Origin of the sequence: uncultured Helcococcus sp. (genome assembly GCF_946998255.1) — a bacterium.
Lineage (GTDB): Bacteria > Bacillota > Clostridia > Tissierellales > Peptoniphilaceae > Helcococcus.
Window position 1 is genome coordinate 1 of record NZ_CAMPYN010000022.1, and the last position, 19923, is coordinate 19923.

19 protein-coding genes and 1 pseudogene are annotated in these 19923 nt (G+C 30.2%); 3 read left to right on the forward strand and 17 right to left on the reverse strand.

The window, feature by feature from the left end; translation table 11 throughout:
• Window positions 1-185: 185 nt before the first annotated feature.
• From tkt to Q0U66_RS02965, 5 genes are all read right to left on the reverse strand, one after another.
• Window positions 186-2138 carry a transketolase gene (gene tkt, locus Q0U66_RS02945; protein WP_297377302.1) on the reverse strand — a complete coding sequence of 651 codons (1953 nt, stop codon included), beginning with the start codon at window positions 2136-2138 and terminating at the stop codon, window positions 186-188.
• 61 nt (window positions 2139-2199) lie between these two features.
• On the reverse strand, window positions 2200-3471 hold the full coding sequence (locus Q0U66_RS02950; protein WP_297377304.1) for a PTS ascorbate transporter subunit IIC: 1272 nt from the start codon (window positions 3469-3471) through the stop codon (window positions 2200-2202).
• Between the two features lie 27 nt (window positions 3472-3498).
• Window positions 3499-3777: a PTS sugar transporter subunit IIB gene (locus Q0U66_RS02955; RefSeq protein ID WP_297377306.1), complete on the reverse strand. Its 279-nt coding sequence runs from the start codon at window positions 3775-3777 to the stop codon at window positions 3499-3501.
• A gap of 2 nt (window positions 3778-3779) precedes the next feature.
• Window positions 3780-4205 (reverse strand): PTS sugar transporter subunit IIA, encoded by a 426-nt coding sequence (locus Q0U66_RS02960; protein WP_297377308.1) that lies wholly within the window; start codon window positions 4203-4205, stop codon window positions 3780-3782.
• Window positions 4206-4215: 10 nt separating this feature from the next.
• Window positions 4216-4875: a GntR family transcriptional regulator gene (locus Q0U66_RS02965; protein WP_297377310.1), complete on the reverse strand. Its 660-nt coding sequence runs from the start codon at window positions 4873-4875 to the stop codon at window positions 4216-4218.
• A gap of 318 nt (window positions 4876-5193) precedes the next feature.
• On the opposite strand from Q0U66_RS02965, the gene Q0U66_RS02970 reads away from it, so the two are divergent.
• A complete protein-coding gene (locus Q0U66_RS02970; RefSeq protein ID WP_297377312.1) occupies window positions 5194-6150 on the forward strand; it encodes a type II CAAX endopeptidase family protein in 957 nt (318 codons plus the stop codon).
• A gap of 47 nt (window positions 6151-6197) precedes the next feature.
• Here the strand turns inward: Q0U66_RS02970 and chbG are convergent, their stop codons facing one another.
• Both chbG and Q0U66_RS02980 read right to left on the reverse strand, forming a co-directional pair.
• The gene (chbG, locus tag Q0U66_RS02975) at window positions 6198-6953 is read right to left on the reverse strand and encodes a chitin disaccharide deacetylase (RefSeq protein WP_297377314.1); all 756 of its coding nucleotides are present in this window, start codon (window positions 6951-6953) and stop codon (window positions 6198-6200) included.
• A gap of 182 nt (window positions 6954-7135) precedes the next feature.
• Window positions 7136-8833: a M3 family oligoendopeptidase gene (locus tag Q0U66_RS02980; protein WP_297377316.1), complete on the reverse strand. Its 1698-nt coding sequence runs from the start codon at window positions 8831-8833 to the stop codon at window positions 7136-7138.
• Between the two features lie 114 nt (window positions 8834-8947).
• On the opposite strand from Q0U66_RS02980, the gene Q0U66_RS02985 reads away from it, so the two are divergent.
• Both Q0U66_RS02985 and Q0U66_RS02990 read left to right on the forward strand, forming a co-directional pair.
• Window positions 8948-9082: a hypothetical protein gene (locus tag Q0U66_RS02985; protein WP_297377318.1), complete on the forward strand. Its 135-nt coding sequence runs from the start codon at window positions 8948-8950 to the stop codon at window positions 9080-9082.
• A gap of 23 nt (window positions 9083-9105) precedes the next feature.
• Window positions 9106-9759: a ZIP family metal transporter gene (locus Q0U66_RS02990; protein ID WP_297377320.1), complete on the forward strand. Its 654-nt coding sequence runs from the start codon at window positions 9106-9108 to the stop codon at window positions 9757-9759.
• 270 nt (window positions 9760-10029) lie between these two features.
• On the opposite strand, the gene Q0U66_RS02995 is transcribed toward Q0U66_RS02990, so the two are convergent.
• From Q0U66_RS02995 to Q0U66_RS03040, 10 genes and pseudogenes are all read right to left on the reverse strand, one after another.
• Window positions 10030-11850 carry a 5'-nucleotidase C-terminal domain-containing protein gene (locus Q0U66_RS02995; RefSeq protein ID WP_297377322.1) on the reverse strand — a complete coding sequence of 607 codons (1821 nt, stop codon included), beginning with the start codon at window positions 11848-11850 and terminating at the stop codon, window positions 10030-10032.
• Window positions 11851-11862: 12 nt separating this feature from the next.
• Window positions 11863-12144, reverse strand: coding sequence for a hypothetical protein (locus Q0U66_RS03000; protein ID WP_297377324.1), 282 nt, complete (start codon window positions 12142-12144; stop codon window positions 11863-11865).
• Between the two features lie 29 nt (window positions 12145-12173).
• On the reverse strand, window positions 12174-13922 hold the full coding sequence (gene pepF, locus Q0U66_RS03005; protein WP_297377327.1) for an oligoendopeptidase F: 1749 nt from the start codon (window positions 13920-13922) through the stop codon (window positions 12174-12176).
• A 9-nt stretch (window positions 13923-13931) separates the two neighbouring features.
• Entirely contained in the window at window positions 13932-14633 is a 702-nt protein-coding gene (locus tag Q0U66_RS03010) for a response regulator transcription factor (protein WP_297377329.1), read from the reverse strand.
• Window positions 14634-14836: 203 nt separating this feature from the next.
• The gene (locus Q0U66_RS03015) at window positions 14837-15511 is read right to left on the reverse strand and encodes an ATP-binding cassette domain-containing protein (protein ID WP_297377331.1); all 675 of its coding nucleotides are present in this window, start codon (window positions 15509-15511) and stop codon (window positions 14837-14839) included.
• On the reverse strand, window positions 15498-16553 hold the full coding sequence (locus tag Q0U66_RS03020) for a hypothetical protein (protein ID WP_297377333.1): 1056 nt from the start codon (window positions 16551-16553) through the stop codon (window positions 15498-15500). The genes Q0U66_RS03015 and Q0U66_RS03020 overlap by 14 nt, the downstream gene beginning before the upstream one ends.
• Window positions 16550-17569 (reverse strand): hypothetical protein, encoded by a 1020-nt coding sequence (locus Q0U66_RS03025; RefSeq protein WP_297377335.1) that lies wholly within the window; start codon window positions 17567-17569, stop codon window positions 16550-16552. Before Q0U66_RS03025 ends, Q0U66_RS03020 begins: the two co-directional genes overlap by 4 nt.
• Window positions 17570-17754: 185 nt before the next feature.
• Window positions 17755-19377: a chaperonin GroEL gene (gene groL, locus Q0U66_RS03030; RefSeq protein WP_297377337.1), complete on the reverse strand. Its 1623-nt coding sequence runs from the start codon at window positions 19375-19377 to the stop codon at window positions 17755-17757.
• 25 nt (window positions 19378-19402) lie between these two features.
• Window positions 19403-19672, reverse strand: coding sequence for a co-chaperone GroES (locus Q0U66_RS03035; RefSeq protein WP_297377339.1), 270 nt, complete (start codon window positions 19670-19672; stop codon window positions 19403-19405).
• A gap of 138 nt (window positions 19673-19810) precedes the next feature.
• Window positions 19811-19923, reverse strand: a pseudogene (locus tag Q0U66_RS03040) (8-oxoguanine DNA glycosylase); the annotation flags it as partial.

Sequence of the window (19923 nt, forward strand, 5' to 3'; positions counted from 1 at the left end):
ATTTTTCAGCTAAATTTTTTAAACTTACATATCCTTCTAAATATTCTTCTACAACTTTCATTTTGAATTCTGTACTATATTTTGCCATGAAAAAACTGACCTCCTTAAAGTTGTTTTTTAGGTCCAACTTTTGGGGGTCAGTTCAAATTTCTTACTACTTTTATTTTATGTCAATTGTTTAAAGTTTAGCTATTTATTAATTCTTTAAATTTATTTGCTACATTTTCAGGTGTAAATCCTCTTTCTTCATATAATTTTTGTCCATTACCTGAATCACCATATCTATTATTATAAACATGCGCATCAGAATATTTACTCCAACCTATTTCTGAAGACGCTTCAACAGATAGTACCGGTTTACTTCTATCAAGTACTGATTTTCTATATTCTTGACTCATATTGTCAAAAAGTCCCCATGAAGGCATGTTAACAACTCTTGCTTTTACACCTTCGTTACTTAGTAATTTTTGTGCTTTAATTGCTAATTCAACTTCACTACCAGTTGCAACAATTGTACCATCATATTCTTTTGAATCCGATATAATATAAGCACCTTTTTTAAGATTATCGAAAGATGTACCTTCTAAAACATCAACATCTTGCCTACCTAAAACAAGTACGGTAGGCTTATCATTTTTCAAAGCATATTCCCACGCATATATAGTTTCATTTGGATCAGCAGGTCTTAAAACATCTATTCCTGGAGTTGCTCTTAAACTTAACAATTGTTCTACAGGTTGATGAGTTGGTCCATCTGGACCTACAATTATACTATCATGAGTGAAAATAAATATTGGATTTATTTTCATTAATGCTGCCATTCTTATTGCAGCCTTCATATAATCTAAGAATACTAAGAACGTAGCACAATAACCTCTTAATCCCCCATGTAAAGTCAATCCATTTACGATTGCTCCCATAGCGAATTCTCGAACGCCAAAATTGATATTATTACCTGAATAATCACCTTTTTTAATAAAAGAGCTATTATCTAAATGGGTTTTATTTGATACACCTAAGTCAGCAGATCCTCCCATCAAAACACCTAACTGATCGAATATATAGTTTAAAGCTTTACCTGATGCTCCTCTAGTTGCAATGGGTGACTCAAACCTTCCCATAGACTCAATACTAAATTCACTAATTTTTTTATCAATATCAAATAAATTTTCGTAATCTTGAGGATATTTATTCTTATATTCTTCAAGTAAATCATTCCATTTCGTTTCTTTTTCTTGAGATAATTTTATATATTCTTCTCTGAATTCTTTAATTTCATCAGGTATTCCAAAAGGTTCTTGAATCATCCATTCATAAGAATCTTTCATATGTTTAGCTTCAATCTCACCTACTGCGTCACTATGAATCTTATTTGTTCCTTGTTTTGTAGATCCAAAACCTATTATATTTTTAGATTCAATTATTGTTGGTTTGTTAGATTTTTTAGCCTCATCAATAGCTTTGTTAATTTCAAGCAAATTATTTCCATCACTTACTTTTATATAGTTCCATCCCATTGATGTGAATTTTTGTTCAACGTTGTCTATTGTACTATCTTCTACCAATCCATCAGAACATACATCATTTGAATCATATAACATTATTAATTTTGATAGACCTAATGATCCAGCAAGTGAAATTGATTCATTCGCTACACCTTCCATTAGACATCCATCTCCTGCGATTACATATGTGTAATGATCAATTAATTTTAAATCTTCTTTATTAAATTTATTTGCTAGATGTGCTTCTGCTATAGCTAACCCAACCGCTGTTGCTACACCAATACCTAAAGGTCCAGTACTTGCATCCACACCAGGTGTTACATCACTTTCCGGATGTCCAGGTGTTTTACTTCCTAAGCTTCTAAATTTTTTCAAGTCATCAACTGTAACATCATATCCAAACAAATGTAACATTGAATACACAAGTGGAGTACCATGACCAGCAGAATATACTAATCGATCTCTATTAAACCATTGTGGATTTTTAGGGTTAACATTTAAATGATTTTTATATAAAGCATATGTCATAGGCGCACTACCTAAAGGCATACCTAAATGACCTGTATTAGCATTTTCCACCATATCTATTGATAAACTTCGTATCGCTGACACCATTAATTTATCTAAGTTCATATTACCTCCGTTTTTATATTATTATTTAATTATTATTTAATTATTATTTAATTATTATTTACTAAACTAAACCAAAAAGTTTTCCGATTGCGTATAATATTACTCCCACAAAGTTAAAATCTGTTTCTGGGAATGCTGTACCTTGAAGTCCTACATTTTCCATTATTGGATATATTATTGCTGGTCCTACAGCAATTAGTATACCAACTATGAATGATCCTGCTATAGCTCCTTTCCAACCACCAGTTGCATTTCCAAATACACCAGCTGTAGCTCCAATAAAGAAATAAGGAACAGCTACTGGTATAATAACTGGTAAACCTAGAGCTGCAAATAGTCCCATACATAATAAACCGGCAACGTAAGCACTTATAAATCCTACTAAAGTAGCTGTTGGTGCATATGCGAATACTACAGGACAGTCAAGAGCTGGCTTTGCGTCCGGAACTAACTTTTCAGATATACCAACAAACGCTGTTACTATTTCTCCTAAAAACATTCTTACACCTGTAATTATTACATAAAGAGATGCTGCAAATGTTAATCCTTGGAAAAGTGGAAATACTAACCAGTTTACACCTTCGGATATTTGTTCTGTAAAACCTTTACCTGCTGCTATTGCTGCTACATAGAAAAATATAATCATAGTTGCACCAACACCAACAACATAGTCCTTAAATATACTTAACCAAGCAGGTAATTTTAAGTTTTCTGTACTATCTTTCGGATCTCCAACTTTACTACCTACCCATCCTGATAAAGCATATCCAAGTGTTACATAATGCCCCATTGCTATTTCATCGCTTCCGGTTATTTTTCTCATACCTGGTTGAGCTATAGCTGGAAATACAGCTGCAGATATACCTAATAAAATACCACCAATTATAATAATTCCTGCATTACTTAATCCTAAAAACTTCAACATTATAGTTAATAATGCTGCTAAATATAAATTGTGTTGACCGGTTAAGAATATATACTTAAATTTTGTAAATCTCGCTACTAAAAAGTTTGATAAAAACCCTATTACCATTACTAATGATACAACTGTACCATACTTTTCTTGAGCTAAGGCTGTAACTGCTTCAGCTAATGGTAATACACCATTTAAATTAAAACCTTCACTAAATAGAGCTTGGAAAGACCCCAACGCAGCTGCAGTAGCAGCACTACCAATACCAAAAATTAAGAAACCTGTTATAGTTTTTATAGTACCTTTAAAAACTTCATGCATTGGTTTCTTCTGAAATACCAAACCTATAAACGCAATCAAACCTACTAAAACAGAAGATGCGCCTAATAAATCTTTAACGATAACTTTTAATATCTCCATTTTATTCTCCTATAAATTTCATATTATTTATTTTTTACTGTCTAAAAAATTTTGTAATTTTTCTTTAATTTCATCTTTATTCATTAAATCTTTGATACCGATAACAGCAAATGGTTTATCTGATAATTCTTCAGCTAAATCCGCCATTGTTATTAATAGGTCTCCATTAAAGTATTGAACAGCTGATACTTCATTGTGTTCAACGCTTATATCCCAATTATTTTCACGTATAACTTGTTCTACTTTGATTTTTAACATCATTGAACTTCCCATTCCAGTTCTACATGCTACTAATGCACTATACATTCTTACCTCCTTTCTAAAATTTTATAAATATCATCTAAACTACCATTTAATAATATATTCATATTCTCTTCATTATCTAATAGAGAAATAACATCTTGAATATTTTTTAAATGCTCATCATTACCTAAAGCACTTAAACCAATTAAAACCTTTACTGGATCATTATCTTCATTTCCAAACTTGACCACATTTTTCAATCTTAAAATGCAAACTCCTGATTTTTTAGCTCCTTCGTCAGGCCTTGCATGCGGTATTGCTACTCCTTTAGTTATAACAATATAAGGACCAAAATCATCCAACGTTTTTACCATAGCTTGAATATACCTTTCTTCAATATAATCATTTTCAAGCATCAATTCACCTGTTTTTATAACCGCTTCATATTTGTCTTTAGCTTCAACATCTATTTTAATCAATGATTTTTCCATTAATCACCCCTTATTCATATCTTCTAGCTAAATCTTCTATTCTGTCTATCAAAACTATTAAATCATTTCTATTTAAAGACTTAATTTGTTCTATATCATTTTCAATTAATATTTGTTCAAATGATAATATTATAGATTTTAATAAAGAGTTAGTTGTTTTTTGAAAAAGTATTTTCTTTATTCCAAAATAATCTGTAGCTATATTATTCAAAATATCCTTGTCATATGATTTAGTAATATCATATAAACTTTCCAATTTTTTTATATTAATTTTTGTTACATTAATCACCTGATTAATATATTCAATTTCATTATCATTAAATTTTATTTTACCTTCTAACAAACTTAAAATAGTATTCTCAAACTCAAGGATATGATTAATTTCATTTGAACTTATAATAAAAGGAATTAATTGATTTATATAATTGTATAAATTTATTTTTTTTACATATGTCCCCTCGCCAGTTTTAGTTTCTAAAACTCCCAGTGCATTCAGTTTATTAATAGCTAACCTAATAGTTAATCTATTTACTTCGAATTCTTCAGATAGTTTATTTTCTGACGGTATCTTTTCTCCAACTTTCCAAACGTCGTTTATTATCCTATCTTTAATTTCAGATGCTATTATGTCTGATAAGTTTAGTTTCTCTATATTAGAAATATTTATCACCCCCTTATGTATGCTTAGTCACCTGTTCGCTAGGTTATCCATATTGTATCGTTATTTTCTTGTTATGTCAAGTGTTGTGAAAACATATTTCATTTTATCCATTTTTTAGAATCATTTATAATTTACGGACTTAATAGTGCTTGATACTTAAATATATAATAATATGAAATGGTTTTTCAAAATCAGATATTCAATCATATACCTTTTATTACTTACCTTTATATTAAAAAATATTATATTTAGCATACTTGTCAATATATATATTATTTATAAAAGTAACATTCTCATTATGCTATAATATTCTAGAAAGGAGTCTTTATGATAAACAATTATAATTTTGATGAAAATAACGAAAATCACTTAGACAATCTCGAATTTAATAACGACTATAAAGAAAAAGAAAGACGAGCCTACAGGCAAATCATTTTTACATCTATAATTTTCCTATTGTCACTAAATTTTATCGCACCATTTTTGGCGAATTTTATCAGTCAGGAAATCAGTGGAATATTAATGATGCTAGCTGTTTCAATTTCTCTTATACCAGTTTTTCTTTTGATGGATGGGAAAAATAAACTTGGAGAATTAAAAACAATAAGGAAGAAAATGACTTTTTCTAATTTCTTATTTTTATTTGGCCTTATGTTCCTATCTAGTATAATATTTGTCAATCTTACAAATATTATAGTAGAAATATTCAATATACAATCAGTTGATGTTACTCAAATAATAAATGATAACCTAAACTTTAACTTATTTATTTATGCAGTTATTTTTGCACCTATCATGGAAGAATTTCAATTTAGAGGTCTATACCTAGAACATGGTAGAAAGTACAGTAGTTTAGCTACCATCTTAATAGTTTCTATTTGTTTTTCTTTTATGCACGGAAACTTTATTCAAAGCATAGGGACTATAGGAATGTCTCTAGTTATAAGTTATGTTGGCTATTCATATGGATTTGTATATGCAGTCTTATTCCACTTTATAAACAACCTATACGCAACTATTGTTTCTAGATATATCATAGCTAATCCTGAATCTAGCTTAGCAATGTTTGCTGGAATGGCAATCTTAATGCTTATATTAGTTACAGCAGGACTATTGATTTTTAATAAATCTGTTAAGGATGAAATAAAAGAAAATCTCGGTCTTGCAAAAGAAGATACGGATAAAGAAAAGAATATTGAAGGATTAAAGAATTTAATGACAGATCCAGTATTTTATATTTATATAATAGTATTTATCGCTTTATCTGTTTTAGAAGTATTTTAAAAAGCTTGCAAATTTTTGCAAGCTTTTTTATTAGAAAATATTAAGTTTTACAAATCTCTGAAAGTTATCAATTCTATCCCATTATCCTCAAAAAGCTCCTTTATTTCAGGATTTAACAACTCTTTTAATGCACTTGTTCTATTGATTGTATAGGCAGAATTTTCTGCCAAAAATGAGTCTACATAAGCTGGATGACACATTATTTCTATGCTGTCATAGATTTTACAGTCCCTTATTAGATTATTCGTTTCCATACTTCTCCAAATATCGGTCTTACCACCTAGTTGATCAAAATAATCTAACATTTTACTTGTAGTCTTATATCCTTCAGGTAAATTAAAGTTATTTCTCACTGGCAAATCATATTCATCAGCTAGTCTTAAATATATTTTTTGTAATTCATCTAGAGCATTTATATGGTGGTGGCTGTCGAGATGACTTGGATTTATACCACTGTTTATAACCTTGTCTATTTGAGACTTCCATTCCCTATATATTTCATCAAGATTTATAGAGTCTGCATTCTCTTTTTCATTATAAAATGAACGATTAAGAAAAGCGCCCTTATCATCTACAATGGTTTGTAAGTCTTTACTTACTGGATATCCACATGTGAGGGTTAAATGGACCCCTACCCCTAGACCAGGATTTTTTTTAGCCAAGTTTACTGCTTGATCAAAACCTGGCATGCCTGCCATCAAAGTTGTAGATGTCAAGACTCCATTTTGATGAGCTTCAATAATCCCCATATTAACACCCTTGCAATATCCAAAATCATCAGCATTTATTATTAACCTACCCATAAGACCTCCTGCTAATATAAAATAATTATTTCCTTACAAAAATAATATCAAATATATTAGTATTTTCCAATGTTCTAACAGATTAAAAATAAGTTTTACCACTTCATTAAAACAAAACTGACCTATCACATTGGTTTATCCCCAATTTTTCAAGGTCAGTAAAGCAATACTAGATTTTTTTATTATTTAATCTTTGAATGATCTAGAGATTCTATATATTCTTCCAATTTAGGAACTATATACTTAAAGGTTTCTTCTTCAAATGGATTTTTCAATCCAACTTTTTCTATAGTTTCTTTTGTTCCATACTTACCACCAAGTTTACATAGGTCTAGGTATTTTTGCCATGCATCCTTATGATTTTCCATGTCCATTACAAAGAATTGGAAGGCATTTACTTGGGCTATTGTGTAGTCTAGGTAATAGAAAGGTGATGAGTAAACATGACCTTGTCTTTGCCATCTTCTACCTTCTTCCATAAACTGATTATCTTCATAATCTATTTCTGGATTATATTTCTTTTGTATTTGTCTAAACTTAGCATTTCTTTCTTGTGGACTTGCTTGTGGGTTGTCATATACCCATTCTTGGAATTCGTCGATTGAAGCACCATAAGGTAAGAATTGTATAGATCCAACTACGTGGTTGTATAGGAATTTTTCAGTATCTTCTTTGAAGAAGTCTTTCATCCAAGGATGTGTAAAGTATTCCATTGACATGGAATGGGTTTCCATTATTTCCATACATGCGGATTGGTTGTCTGATGGATAAACATCTCTCACAAGGTAACCTTGGAAGGCATGACCTGCTTCATGAGTTAAAACTTCAGCATCATGAGCAGTTCCATTGAAGTTTGCAAATATGAAAGGTAGTTTTGTCACAGGTAGAGATGTCATATAGCCACCTGGTGCCTTACCCGCCTTAGAACTTAAGTCCATCATTTCATTTTCTACCATTTTATTGAAGAATTCTTCAGTTTCTGGCGAAAGTTCAGCATACATGTCTTTAGCTAATTTAACTAGATGTTCTTCGTCTCCCTTTGGTGTAGGGTTTCCACTTATGAAATTTAGATTTAAATCATAATATTTCATATCTTCAATACCAATTCTCTTAGCTTGTTCCTTATAGTATTTTTGTGCTAGGGGCACTATATACTTATAGATTTGGTCTCTATAATTTTTGGCATCATTTCTATCCCAGTCAGTTCTACCAAAAGACCTATAAGCAACATCTATATATGAATCAAAGCCTAGTTTGTTAGCTATCCTTGTTCTGATTTTTACCAATTCATCATAAATTCTATCAAAGTCTTCTTTTCTTTCTTCAAACCATTTGGTCATAGTTTCTTGGGCAGCTTTTCTTCTAGCCCTGTCCTTATCTTGTAAGACTGGTGAAAAACTTGAAAGATTGTAAGTTTTTCCTTCAAATTCAAATTCAGCTGTACCAGTTAATTTTTGGTATTCTTGGGTTAATTTCGCTTCTTCTACCCTATCTTCCATTATCTCTGGTTTGAAAATATTTTTTTGTAATTCATCAGTCTTCGTAATATTTGAACCATACCTATCTTCAAATTCTTTTCTGAATTTAGATGTTAATCTTATATTTTGAAGCCTATTTCCAACTTGTGAAAATTTAGGAATGATTTGATCAAAAGCTTCTACCTCTTTTTCATAAAATTCATCCCTAGTATCAATTGAATTTCTTATATAGGCTATTGTGTACATCTCAGCAAATTGAGCCATTTTATCTTCATGTTTTTTATGGGCATCAAAAAATTCTTCTGAATTTTCTGCATTTTCTAAAGTATCCAGATATTGATTTAAACTTTGTAAGTCTTGGTCAAAATCTGGCCTTTTATATTGTAAATCTTTAAACTTCATAATTCCTCCTATCTTGTTATATATCTTACCACTAAAAGTTGAATTTATAAATGAAATTGTAAAACTTTAATAAGTCCAGTATAATAAGTATGTTAAAGATAAAAGGAGTTAATTATGTTTGAATGGTTTTTAGGAATAAATCCAGTCCTACAAGCTCTAATGGCAGGTATTTTTACCTGGGCTTGTACAGCTTTAGGAGCTGCTTTGGTGTTTTTTTCAGAAAAATGGATGATAAGTTTCTTGCTATAATGCAAGGTTTAGCAGGAGGGGTAATGACCGCAGCATCGTTTTGGTCTCTACTTGATCCAGCTATAGAATATGGAGAAAGTGGTCCTTTACCAGCATGGATACCTCCAGCTATAGGATTTTTACTAGGTGGTATATTTTTAAGAATACTAGATAAAGTAATCCCACACTTACATGCCAGTGCTGACCATGGGGACTTTGATATCAATAATAGTAAACTAGGTAAAAATACTATGCTATTTTTAGCAGTTACTATCCATAACTTCCCAGAAGGTATGGCCTTGGGTGTAGCTTATGCTGCTGCAGCTGCTCAACCGGGACTTGCAAGTATGTCTGGAGCTATCGCTCTTACACTTGGTATAGGATTACAAAACTTCCCTGAAGGTTCAGCCCTATCCCTACCTATTCTAGCAGGTGGTAAAAGTAAAAAAGAAGCCTTTAATTTAGGACAATTATCCGCAATAATCGAACCAATAGGTGCCGTTCTCGGTGCCTGGGCTGTTACACAAATTACAGCACTACTACCATACGCCCTATCTTTTGCAGCAGGCGCTATGATTTTCGTAGTTGTTGAAGAGTTGATACCTGAATCCCAAGAATCTGGTTTTACTGATTCTGCAGCCTTAGCTTTTTTAGCTGGATTTACACTCATGATGGTATTAGACGTAGCACTAGGTTAAGCATAAAAAAAGAAAGTGATTGTTTTCAATCACTTTCTTTTAATATATGTTGATATTTCCTATATATACTCATTCATTATACCAGTCATTTTCGACCATGCCCAAATCAAGAAAACACTAATCATAACAAAATAGAAAATTTCTAACATATAACCTCCTAAATATTTTTATAGCATCCTTGCACCTATATTATATAGGATATTTCTAAGTTTGAAAAGGTTTTTTATAAAATATAGAGGCTAATATTTAACCATATTTTTTATATTTTGATCATCTCTTACTTTCTCTAATAATGTCTAAAATATCAATTAAAGTTTTAGCAGATCTTATATCATACTTTTCTTTTAACTTATCAAGCTGATAGTCTTCTAAGTCCTTATATAGGTTGATAGACCTTGTTAAATCATTATTACCATCTTCGTCTTTATATAGCAATAAATCTCCACTATTGATTAAATCTATTGCTTCATCCACTAATTCAGTATTTTCATCTGTAGCCTTGATATTCCACTTAGCCCTTCTTTTATGCTTATAAGTTTTATTTTCTTGTTTGTCTAAAAAACTTATAGCTAAAGACCTTATATTTCCAGGTTTTGCTATATTTTCATCAGCCATTGAAGACCAGATAGGTCTTATATCTTTTCCAGCTAGGGGACCTCTGCTTGAGCACAAAAAGTCCATCCTATACTTATTCATACCTATAACTATTTGGTCATCGTCATTAATAGGCTTACCATTACTTTTGCAAATATTTTTTATCCTATTTCCAACTTCTTCTTTTAAATCAATTTCATAGTTTAAGTTACCAAACATATCAAAGGTAGAGTACTTGCTCATGGCCCTATCTTTATCAAAAGATAAAGTCACATCTCCATCTTGGTAGCCATTAAAATATCCAGCTGACCACTCCATGTAAGCCTTTAATTCTTTTTCACTTATTACAAACTTACTTATTTCTCCTCCAGCATATCTGTAGGCATTGTATAAGTCTTTTCTTTTAATGGTTGTAGATTTTATATTTGGATAGAAGTTGTCAAAATGATAGGCAACTATATCCGCCTTTGAATAATACAACATAAGGTCAGTAAAAAAATCTCCCAATTTACTTTGACTTATCCTGGTTTGCGGGATACCTCTGATTTTATCTTCATCATCCAAGGCTATATCAGAATAACCAAGGATTTCATTTATATAGGCTCTCAATCTATTGTGGTATGGTTCCATAGCCTTTATAACTTCAGGATCTTGGTCTATGCCCTTATTTATATCTATAAGTTCTGCTTTTATATCAACAAGTCTGTTATCAGCTTTATCTAGATCAAAATATAGGTCTATCTTTGAAAGAGCTTGTCCATAGGCACCCGGTTCTAAAATGTAGGTGTCATTAATTTTTTCTATTAATTTTTTGTGCATGTGACCTGCAAAAATTCCAGCAATCCTATGACTTCCATCTACTTTCTCTATTAAATCTTTCACCCCTGTAAAAGGAATATCATTTTCATTCATTTTACCCATGTGAAATAGACCTATAACCGCATCAACATCTTCCAATTGACCTAGTATAAGTTCTAATTCTTTTTCCGCATCTGTAACTGTGTAATCATCCAAGTTCCCTCTTTTAGCTTCAAAAACTCTTACCAAGGGAGTATTTAGACTAATAAAGGCTATCTTCACTCCAGCTATTTCTTTATAATAAATAGCTTTTAAATACCTGAAATCTTCACCTTTTTTATAAATATTTCCCATCATTGATACACCATTAAAGTCTTTTATAGCCTGGTTTAAATGATCCATACCAAAGTTAAACTCGTGGTTTCCCATATTATAGATGTCATATTTTATTAAATTTATAGCTTCTATGCCTGGATATTTTTTATCAGATAAGAAGTATTCAGCACTATTTCCCTGAATTAAATCCCCATTGTCAATAACGACAGTATGGGGATTCTCTTCTCTAATCTTATTTATTATTGTACTTATCCTGGCTAAACCGCCAGTTTCTACTTCTTCATCCTTCGCATAATCCCAGGGAAGATAAAAACCATGTATGTCACTTGTAGCTAACAAGCTAACTTTGACTATATTTCCCATATTACCTCTTAATTATTTTCCAGATAAAGCATCCTTGATTTCTTTGTTATGTTTGCTCTTATTTTCAACAAATGGAAGGTCAATAGTTTTTCTTTCACCATGTATAAAGTCATTGATTTGTGAAATTGCTTTATCAATGATTTCATTTGATTTTGTTAAGAATGGACCTTCTAAGTCTATATTTTCACCGTGATTTACATCTACTGCTAATAATTCTTTGCTATTTGCATAAAATGTAAATACTTGTCCTCTTGCTGAAAATCTATATCTATTTGTTACCTTTGCTTGTGCCATTTTTTCCCCCTTATAAAGTGTTTATATTTTTATTTTATTAACTTATCTAATTTATCAACTAGTTTTCTAAATATATCTAGTGATTGGTTTACAGTTTCTGGTTTGGACATATCTACCCCAGCAATCTTAAGTTGCTCTATTGGGAAGTGGTTTGCCCCATCTTTTAAAAACTTAATATAATCTTCTACCGCACCTTTTTGTCCATCCAACACTCTTTTAGCTAGTATTGATGAAGCTGAGAAGCCGGTTGCATATTTGTATACATAGAAGTTTGAATAAAAATGAGGTATCCTCATCCATTCATAGGCTATTTCTTCATCAGAAACTATTGAATCTCCAAAGTATTTTTTATTTAATCCATGATAAATGCTTGAAAAATCATCCTTTGTTAAAACTTCTTTAGCTTCTATTTTTGAATGAACTTCTCTTTCAAATTCAGCAAACATTGTTTGCCTAAATACCGTTGACTTATAGTTATTTATATAAAAGTCTGTTAGGTAAATCATTTCTTCTTCTGATTCAGCTCTTTCCATCAATAAGTCTAATAATAGAGCCTCATTGAAGGTAGAAGCAACTTCAGCTACGAAAATTGTATAACCTGAATGTAAGTAATCATTTGTGCTTCTATCATAGTAAGAATGCAATGAATGTCCCATTTCATGAGCTAAGGTAAAAACTGAAGATAGGCTTCCATCAAAGTTCATTAGGATGAATGGTTTGGTATCATAAGATCCTGATGAATAAGCTCCACCTCTCTTACCTTCTCTAATATCTGCATCAATCCAATTTTCTTCGAAAGCTTTTTTATAGTTTTCTACGTATTCTTCACCTAAAGGTTTTACAGACTCTATAACCAAATCTTTAGCTTCTTCAAATGTATACTTCTTATCGAAGTTACTTGAAATAGGCATATAAACGTCATACATGTGTTGGTCTTCTAGGCTCAAAGCTCTCTTTTTAATTTCATAATATTTTTGTAAATAATCTAAATTGTTATGAACTGATTCTATAAGAGCATCATAGACTTTTTCTTCTACATCATCTCTAAATAGAAACATTTGTCTAACATTTTCATAACCTTTTAATTTAGCTATTTTAACTAGATTATCAATATGTGAATAGTAAGCTTGGGCTATAGTATTTCCAAATTGATTATAAGTTTTATAGTAAGCTTCAAAAGCTTGTTTTCTCAATTCTCTATTTTCTGATTGTTGTAATTGAACAAAATTTACATTGGTAATTTTTGTATCAAAATCTTCTAGATATGGAAATTCCATATCGGAATTTGTTAAGTAGTAGTATATATTTGATGCTGTAGACCTAGCAGATGATAAGGTAGATAATACGGCCTCTTCCTTATCAGACAAGGTATGGTCTTTATACCTTAAAATCCTATCTAGATATAGGTCATGGTCTTTTAATCTCTTTTCATTTTCTAATTCTTTTATTTCATCATTAGTTAAAGATAAAAGTAAAGGATTTAAAAATGAAATACCTGTAGAAAATTCATTGGCCAGGTTTAAAACTTCCTTGTCTAGCCTTTGATACTTAGCTACATTTGAGTCTTCATCTTTTTTCAAGTGTGAGTAGGCATATAACTTTTCTATTTTTCTAGAAAAATCACTTTCTAAAATAATTAAATCTGTTAGATTTTCTTTTGGACTTTTCTTTAATTCATTTAATTTATCTAAATCTTTTTGTATATTGGTTAAATCTTCGTAAGCTTTATCGTCTGATTCGTATATACTTGTTAAATCCCATTTTATACTTTTTGACATAGGACCTCCTTATTCATCATCATTAAAGTAATAGCCTTCGCCCCAGGCTGTCTTTATATATTTATATGTATCACTTGGTGTAAGCTTTTCTCTAAGCCTTCTAATATGGACATCTACAGTTCTGATGTTGGATTCTCCAACACCTTCCCATAGCTCTTGAGCTAGTTCTTGTCTAGTAAATATTTTATCCTTATTTGTCGCTAAAATAAATAACAAGTCGAATTCTTTACCAGTTAATTCTATATCAGTTGTATTTATCCTGACTTTTCTACCTAGCATATTAAATTCAAAATCACCTGTTTTCACAGTATTTAATTGCTTATTATTTGAATTTTCATTTGTAGGTTTATTAGGTATACTTCTTCTCAATACTGACCTAATCCTAGCCTTAAGCTCTAGCAAATAGAAGGGTCTCACAATATAGTCATCACAACCATATTCTAAGGCCAAAACAACTTCATTCGCTTCCTTGGTTTCTGATACTACTATTGTAGGAATATTACGGACTTCATTCATTTGTCTTTTTAAATCTAAACCTGTACCATCTTTATATTTCATATCTATAATTGCTAAATCATAATGATATTTGCTAAAGGCATCTATAGCCTCTTTTATAGTTTTAGTGGAAGTAATTGTGTAATCTTCTGTCTTAAAACTATATTTGAAATTATCTATAAAGTCTTGGTCAGAGTTTACTAATAATATTTTCAAATCTATACCTCTTCCATACATTTATAAGTAAATTATAACATAAATGTAATATATAGGACAAGAAATCTTGGTATTCTGTCTTTTAATATATCCTAGGTGTTAACCATGTTTATTTATAATAAAAAATCCTCTTTCGTTAACATCATTTATGGCAACGAAAAAGGATTTTTAACTATTAAATCAATAACAAAAAAATTATATAACTAACTCAAATACAATTTTCCATCAACAAATTTATATTCTTTAAATATCTTTGAATCAAAATATCTAGTATCATGACTTACCAATATGAGGGTGGTTTCGTCTTTGATGTTGGTAAAAATATATTCATAAAACTTTTCTTTGAATCTAGGATTTAAGGCTGCTGTAGGTTCATCCAAAATTAAAATTTCAGGATCATTTATAATAGCTCTGCAAATAGCTACCTTTTGTCTTTCCCCTCCAGACATAGTCTTAACAGCTTGCCTTAACTTTTTATTAAGTTCAAATTCATCAATTAGTTTATCAAAGCGTTCTTTTTTTTCGCTAAATTTATATTTTTTTGAATAAAGTAAAGGAATCTCAATATTATACTTGGTACTTTCATCTTCTAGAAGAAAGTAATCTTGGAAAATAAATCCAAACATTTCATTTCTTATTTTCGCTAATTCTCCTTCTGACATCTCTTTTACATCTTTCCCATTTATTAAATAGGTCCCCTCAAAATCAAGATCGTAAGTAGCTAATATTTTTAAAAGACTTGTCTTTCCTATACCATTTTCTCCACTAATAAGTATCTTGTCTCCCTTATTAACTTTAAAATCGGCCTGATTTAAAATAATAGTTTGATTATCATAATCTTTATTAAAAATTTTGCTAATATTTTTAAGCTCCAGCATTTAAGACTCCTATTTGATTTTTCTTATATATTTGATGTATTAGATTTATAGTGAAAACTATATAGTAAAATATAGTAATGCAGGCTATAATCGTAAATATATGGTCGATATTAAATCCATTAAGATAATTCATCAAAGCAAAATTTATAAAAAGCATAGATAATATCAAAATTTGATTTCTTAGAAATATATCCTTATTCCTCGCTCCTGATATATAATGAATATCATATTCTTTTTCTAAGTCTGCAAATAAACTATTATAAAAATAGACAAATACGGCCACAAGCAGTACTAATAAAAAGATTACATAAGGAATCATGTAAGTTAATATAAAGTATTCTTCAGAAACACTTTTCGTAGTTACTTGCATAACAACTGATAAAAAGCTATCCTTAAATATAGTTATCATCTTTTCATAGACCTTATCCTTTAACGATTCATCTTGAAGCTTGCTATTGTCTACAATTTCCATAATTTCATTTTTCTTTATATCATAAGCTTGAATGTCTTGCCATTTTGAATCATCTACCTTTAAAATGTTATAAAGTGTAGATAATTCTTCCTTTTCAAGGTAAGTAAATTTTGATAAAAAGTTCAGCTTATCTATAGAATTGTCTATTTTATATTCTTTTGTATATTTTTCTACGCTTTCTTTATCTACTTTCTGAGCCACTATCCAATAAAAGGAATTATCCAAATCCTTTATGCCCCTGCCATCGACTATATAAGTATGGTATCCAAAATCTTCAGAAAGTTTACTACTATTAAAATAAGTAAACAAGTCCTTATTATATAATTCATCTAAGTCTTTAGTTAATTTTGAAAAATCATCATTATTTTTTAGGGACGTTACTACTGGTGCATAGTGAACCTTAGAGGGTGATGGTTTAAGGTCACTTTGATTTATATAATTATAGTAAACAGATGAAAACAAGGGGATGAACAAAAAAGATAAGCCCGATAAAATAATAAGTAAATATATAAATGATTTATACTTATTTTTTATATCTCTAAAAGCTAATTTGATTGTACTTGTACTCATAATTCCCCCCTTTGAGGAAGTTTCATTTTAAAATATTTAACTATTTTAAAAAAAGATATAAAAGATGTAATAAGCAATACTGATACAAAGGAAACCACTATAAAGTCTAACTTTATTCGCCTATGACCAAATATTTCAAAGTAAAAAATAGTCAGTATTGTCGATACTAAAAGTACTATAAAAACTTTTGCTATATGGTCTTTTAAATATAAGTTGATATAGTCTTTTAAACTTGCCCCATATATCCTGCTAATCAAAATATCCTTTTTTAATCTTCTGCTATAAATTTCTGTGAAAAATATAAGTATCATATAAATTATCCCAAGAGAAAGAAGTATCGCACGCGTGTAAAGACCAGTGTTCCAATTTATCACTATAAATCTTTGTAAGAGTTGAAATATATTGTCTTTATTTTGCTTAAATCCAGCTAGCTCAAAATGTGATATTAGATCATTTTCTTTTTCCTTGGGATGATTTCTCATATAGATATGGTCTATATCAGAAGTGTTTATGGAAAATAAATTTTTTATTAATTTTAAATTTCTAGATGTGCTAGAAATTGCGGACTTAATATCAAATGTATTTATAATATTTGTACTATACTTATCTTCAAATACATGTAATTTTTCGTCTATTTTTCCACTAAGTATAGATTCCTGATCAGCAATCAGTACAGAAACATTTTTTTTATTAATATAGTCATCTTTGGAAAAATATCTTAAATCTTGCGGTGAAATTATTTTCGATGAACTTGTATAATAGTACATAGAAGGGTCATATAGGGCAACCACAGAATCATCTTTATTTGTTTCAGCCACTACAGATAAGTCTTCATAGTCTAAAAGAAATGAAAAATCGCTATTCTTATTTTTATTTGTTTTAATAAATTGTAAATAGTCAGTTCCCAAATCGTATTTATACTTATAATAGGCTCCCGATACTAAATAGTTAAAAGCAAATATTAAACATATATTTAGAATGAAAATTATTGTGTAAAATTTTCTCTTTTCCTTCATGATACTCTCTCTTTTTTTAGCTATACGTTTACATTATTATATTATCAAAAAAAACTCGCTTTTTCACTTATTTAACGATTTTTATGTATTCATTATAAATAAACATTTTAACTATGATAAATATTTTTAATTAAATTCCACATAAAAAAGCAGACCTAAGCCTGCTTTTACTTACTTTATTCAACTTACATTCCCATTCCCATTTGTCCAGCCATTGGGTTCATAGGATTTTCTTCTTCTATATCTGCAATAGCTGTTTCTGTTGTCAAGATCATTGAAGCTATTGAGGCAGCATTTTCTAAGGCCGATCTTGTAACCTTGGTTGGATCTACTATACCTGCTTTTACCATATCTACAAACTGATTATTTAAGGCATCATAGCCTAAGCCTTTATCTGATGCTTTTACCTCATTTACTATTACAGCTCCTTCTATACCAGCATTTTCTGCAATTTGTCTTAAAGGTTCTTCCAAGGATCTTGCTACTATCATAGCTCCAGTTTTTTCATCCCCGTCTACACTTGAAATGTATTCATCAAGTGATTTTATGGAATCAATTAAAACAGTACCACCTCCTGCAACTATTCCTTCTTCAACAGCTGCTTTTGTTGCAGCTAAGGCATCTTCAATTCTAAGTTTCTTTTCCTTCATTTCTACTTCAGTAACAGCTCCAACTTGGATTAAAGCAACACCACCAGATAACTTAGCTAACCTTTCTTGGTATCTCTTAACATCAAATTCTGAATCAGAACTTTTTATATCTGTTTTAATTTGATTGATTCTGTTTTCTAAGTTTTCCTTTGAACCAGAACCATCTACGATAGTTGTAGAATCCTTATCTACATTTACCTTTTTAGTTGATCCTAATTGGTCTAGTTTTACTAATTTCAAGTCATCATTTAATTCTTCTTTAAATACTTGTGTACCTGTCAATACAGCTATATCTTCAAGAATTGCATTCCTATTTTCACCATATCCAGGAGCCTTCACAGCTACCACATTGAAGGTTCCCCTTAGCTTATTCAATACTAGGGTTGTGAGCACTTCGCCTTCTACATCATCGGCTATTATAAACAATGGTCTAGAAGACTCAACAACTTGTTCTAAAACTGGTAAAATTTCTTGGATATTATTTATCTTTTTATCTGTTATTAAAATAAATGGATTTTCTAATTCTGCGATTTTCTTTTCTCCATCACTTATCATATATGGTGATAAGTAACCCTTGTCAAATTGCATACCTTCTACAACTGAAAGATTTGTGTCCATAGTGTTTGATTCTTCAACACTTATAACTCCATCCTTGCCAATTTTTTCCATAGCATCAGCTATTAATTGCCCAACCTTAGGATCCGCTGAAGAAATAGCACCAACTTGAGCTATAGCTTCTGTAGTTTCAACCGGTGTAGAGAATGATTTTATTTCTTCCACCACGATTTTAACAGCTTCTTCAATACCTTTTTTGATAATTACAGGATTCGCTCCAGCTGCTATATTTTTTAAGCCTTCCCTAACTATAGCTTGGGCTAAAATAGTTGCGGTAGTTGTACCATCTCCTGCTACATCATTTGTTTTGATAGCAACTTCCTTTAAAAGTTGAGCTCCCATATTTTCATACTTATCTTCTAGTTCGATTTCCTTAGCTATGGTCACCCCATCATTTGTAATCAGAGGAGCCCCATAAGCTTTATCTATAACAACATTTCTACCTTTAGGACCAACTGTAACCTTTACAGCATCTGCTAATTTGTTAATACCTGCTTCTAAAGATTTTCTTGATTCTAATCCATATTTAATATCTTTTGCCATAATATAACCTCCTAATCTTTAAACCTTACTCTTCAACTACTGCTAATACATCTTCAAAGTCAATTACTATATAAGTATCATCTCCATCTTTAAGGTTTGTACCCTTGTATTTTGTATATAGCACCTTATCGCCTTTTTTAATTAAATCTGTATCTAGGTCTTTTGATATTTCTATAACTTCTGCAAAATCTGGTTTTTCTACTGCTGAATCAGGCATGATAATACCTGAAGAAGTTTTTTCTTCCTTATGTATCTCTTTTAAAACTAATCTTTGACCTATTGGTTTTATTATCATATTTCCTCCTAGTATTGATTTTATTATTTTATATTCATTTTTAAGGATTTGTTATCACTCTATACGTCTGAGTGATAATTTTATTATAACATAAAGTCAAACATAGTCAAAGTTTTTTTGACCTTGTTTGACTTTTCTTTACTTTCCTATTTTATTTTCTCTAGCATAGTAGAATAAGTATTGTTGAGCATAGCCTCTTAGGTCACCAAATAATTCAGTTCCTTTTTCTAAAATCTTTTTATTAGGAATTT